Origin of the sequence: Acidiphilium sp. JA12-A1 (assembly GCF_000724705.2) — a bacterium.
Taxonomy (GTDB): domain Bacteria; phylum Pseudomonadota; class Alphaproteobacteria; order Acetobacterales; family Acetobacteraceae; genus Acidiphilium; species Acidiphilium multivorum.
The window spans coordinates 1-3,252 of sequence record NZ_JFHO01000145.1; the positions used below are offsets into that span (position 1 = coordinate 1).

Below are 3,252 nucleotides of genomic sequence, written 5' to 3' on the forward strand. Positions count from 1 at the left end.
GGCAGTCCGTGGCGTGATCTGCCTTCGATGTTTGGCAACTGGAGCACGGCCTACCGCCGGTTCAACGACTGGCGTCGCGCTGATGTTTTCAAACGGATTTTCGACGCGGTATCTGATGAACCCGATATGGAATACGCCATGGTCGACGGCACGATCGTCAAGGTCCACCGTCACGGCCAGGGCGCAAAAGGGGGACTCAAAGCCAGGCCATAGGCCGTTCCAAAGGTGGCATGACAACCAAAATTCTGGCGCTGACGGATGCCTTGGGCAACCTTGTGCGCTTTCGTCTCATGCCGGGCAATCGCTATGACAGCATCGAGGTCCCGCCACTGATCGACAACGTCGAATTCGGTGGATTGATCGCAGACAAGGCATTCGACAGCAACGCTCTGGTCGCAGAACTCAACGAAAGAGGCGCCAGGATCGTCATTTCCCAGCACCCGGCCCGGGCACTGAAGCTGAAAATCGACCACGAAACCTACAAATGGCGTCATCTGATCGAGAATTTCTTCTGCAAGCTCAAGGAGTTCAAACGCATCGCCCTGCGCGCCTGCAAAACAGACCAGAGCTTCCAGGCAATGATCCACCTCGCCGCAGCCGTCATCAACTCACGATGAATCCCCACAAACCCTAGTGTCCAACCCGAGGTCGAGCGCCTATCGAATGATCAAACGCGTTGCGATGGAAGTCCCGGGCCGTGTGTGGAACGGCCCTGGATTCAAGATCGACGGTGCGAGAATTTGGCGGCGGCACGAATGCGGTCATGTGTCCGGCCTGTTGTCGCGGCATCATGGCCGCTGGCCCAGATGGGTTCCGCGAATGACGTCCAAACACTTCTGCGGCATCGATGTGCCGTTGACCCCGGCTGGATTGTCGCCATTCGTCGGTTCGACCGATCGCCATCTGCTTCTGTCGCTCTTGCCTCCCTGGCACCGGCCGCGGTCAGGCTGCTGCCGGCTGCCGCCGGTATGCCTCGCCGCGCGCCATTATCGCCCAGATGATCCGGGCGATCTTGTTGGCCAGAGCGATCGCCGCGATCTTGTGCGGCCGGCGCTCCAGCAATTGCAGGAGCCAGGCATTTGCTGATTTGCTGCCCGGCTTGGCGTATCGAACCACCGCCATGGCGCCGACGACCAGTAACTGGCGCAACCGCTCATTGCCCGCCTTTCTGATCCGGCCAAGGCGATGTCTTCCACCTGTCGAATGTTCTCGTGGCGTCAGTCCCAGCCACGCAGCGAAGTGGCGGCCACTCTCGAAATTTGCCGGGTTTACCGACAGGGCCATGATAATCCCGGTAATTGGCCCGACACCGGGGATCGCAGCGAGACGCTGGCTGACCGGGTTGGCCTTATGTTGCTCCAGCAGTTGCCGGTCGATCGCCCGGATCTTCTGATCAAGTTCAGCGACATGCCGTCCCTTCTGGGCAAACATCGCCCGGGCGCCGTCGGGGATGGCGGGCTGGCTTGTCAGAACGCAGACCAGTGCCTCGACATTGCCGCAATCTTTGGCAGCGACGATACCGAATTCAGCTGCGTGGCCGCGCAAAGCGTTGACCGCCTGCGTCCGTTGCCCGACCAGCATCTCACGGTGCTTTACGACAATCGTCGCAGCCTGCTCGTCGACCGTCTTCACCGGCACGGTCCGCATGTTCGGCCGCGAGGCCGCCTCACTGATCGCTTCCGCGTCGTTGCGATCGTTCTTGCCGCGCTTGACGAAGGGCTTCACGTATTGCGGCGGAATCAGCTTGAGCCGGTGACCCATGGCGCTAAATTTTCGACCCCAATTATGGCTCCCCGCACAGGCTTTCAGAGCAATCTCCGTCGCCGGCAACCTGGCGAAAAAGGATTCAATCTGTCGACGTCGCAGTTCCCGCCGCAAAATGACACGACCATGCACATCCACGCCGTGTATCGTGAAAATATGCTTCGACGTGTCAATCGATATGCGTTTAAATTCCATCAGAACGGCCCGTTCATGATGGTCATTTGAGCGACCTCATCTTGGCACATCCGATACCGCGGGCCGTTCCACCCCAACAAATCTCAGTGGAAATCAACACCCGGAGGCATGCTCGGAAACAAACACTCGCAATCCGGACCGTAATTGATTGGCTCGGACAGCTTTGGCCCTAACCCTTACCGTCTCGGGACGGAGACATGGTCAGAACGTCCGGAGCCGCTGTGGATGATAACTAAATCAGAACTCATCCCAGCCAGCTTCAGCACCCTCCGCGACGAGTTCGTTGGAGTTGCCCAAGGGCCGCGTCGCAGGGGCATTTCGATCTGGCTTGTGATGGTCCGGAGCGTACGATCTCGCCGGCCTCCTGTTCATTTCCGGCTTCACTGCTTGCTGCACACGAGAGGCCTTGCCGATGCGGAACTGACCGACAAGCCTGGCCAGCTCCTGGGCCTCGCGCGCCAGGCTGTGACTTGCCGCCGTTGTTTCCTCAACCATCGCTGCATTCTGTTGCGTGACCTGATCCATCTGGCTGACCGCTGTGTTCACCTGACTAAGTCCGGACGACTGTTCCCGCGTAGATCCTGTGATGTCGCCGATCATGCCATTCAGCCTGGCAACCTGTTCGGCAATCCCTTGCAGGGCCTTCCCGGTCTTGCCGACCAGTGCCACGCCAATACCAACTTGTTGAGTCGAAGCGGAAATTAGCGTCTTTATCTCTTTCGCCGCGTCGGCCGAGCGTTGCGCCAGGGCGCGAACCTCAGTGGCCACGACGGCAAACCCGCGCCCTGCATCACCGGCGCGTGCGGCCTCTACCCCGGCATTCAGGGCAAGGAGATTGGTCTGAAACGCGATCTCGTCGATGACGCCGATGATGTTGCTGATCTGATTGGATGAGTTCTCGATACCCGCCATCGCACTCACGGTCTCCGCGACTACGACGGCAGAATGTTCTGCGTCGGACTTTGCCATATCAACAATGTCGCGAGCCTCAGAGGCGCTTTCAGCCGTCTTCGCCACAGTCGTTGTAATTTCATTCAATGCAGCCGCGGTCTCCTCGAGGCTTGCGGCCTGCTGCTCCGTGCGGCGTGCAAGATCGTCGGATGCCTGGGCAATTTCACCGGAACTGCTTCTGACACTCTGGATATTCGATGAAATCGCAGCCATTGTCGATTCCAATTGTTCAAGTGATGAATTGAAATCCTGACGAACGCTTTCGAAATCATGGGAGAAAATATCTGTAATTCTATATTCTAGATTTTTACCCGCAAGCTCTTTCAAGCCAACTGTAATGCC

The 3,252-nt window shown here is 58.3% G+C and carries 4 protein-coding genes; 2 read left to right on the top strand and 2 right to left on the bottom strand.

Going from position 1 to position 3,252, the window contains the following annotated elements:
• Positions 1-213, top strand: a 213-nt coding sequence (locus RT91_RS18655; RefSeq protein ID WP_035189179.1) for an IS5/IS1182 family transposase, incomplete at its 5' end; no start/stop codon positions are given.
• A 17-nt stretch (positions 214-230) separates the two neighbouring features.
• Complete coding sequence (locus tag RT91_RS18660) at positions 231-617, top strand: IS5/IS1182 family transposase (protein ID WP_035189184.1); 387 nt, start codon at positions 231-233, stop codon at positions 615-617.
• Positions 618-942: 325 nt separating this feature from the next.
• Here the strand turns inward: RT91_RS18660 and RT91_RS18665 are convergent, their stop codons facing one another.
• Together RT91_RS18665 and RT91_RS18670 are read right to left on the bottom strand one after the other, a co-directional pair.
• Positions 943-1,962, bottom strand: a complete 1,020-nt coding sequence (locus RT91_RS18665) for an IS110 family transposase (RefSeq protein WP_082468662.1) — start codon at positions 1,960-1,962, stop codon at positions 943-945.
• A 234-nt stretch (positions 1,963-2,196) separates the two neighbouring features.
• The coding region (locus RT91_RS18670) for a methyl-accepting chemotaxis protein (RefSeq protein WP_240314360.1) at positions 2,197-3,252 on the bottom strand (1,056 nt) is incomplete at its 5' end.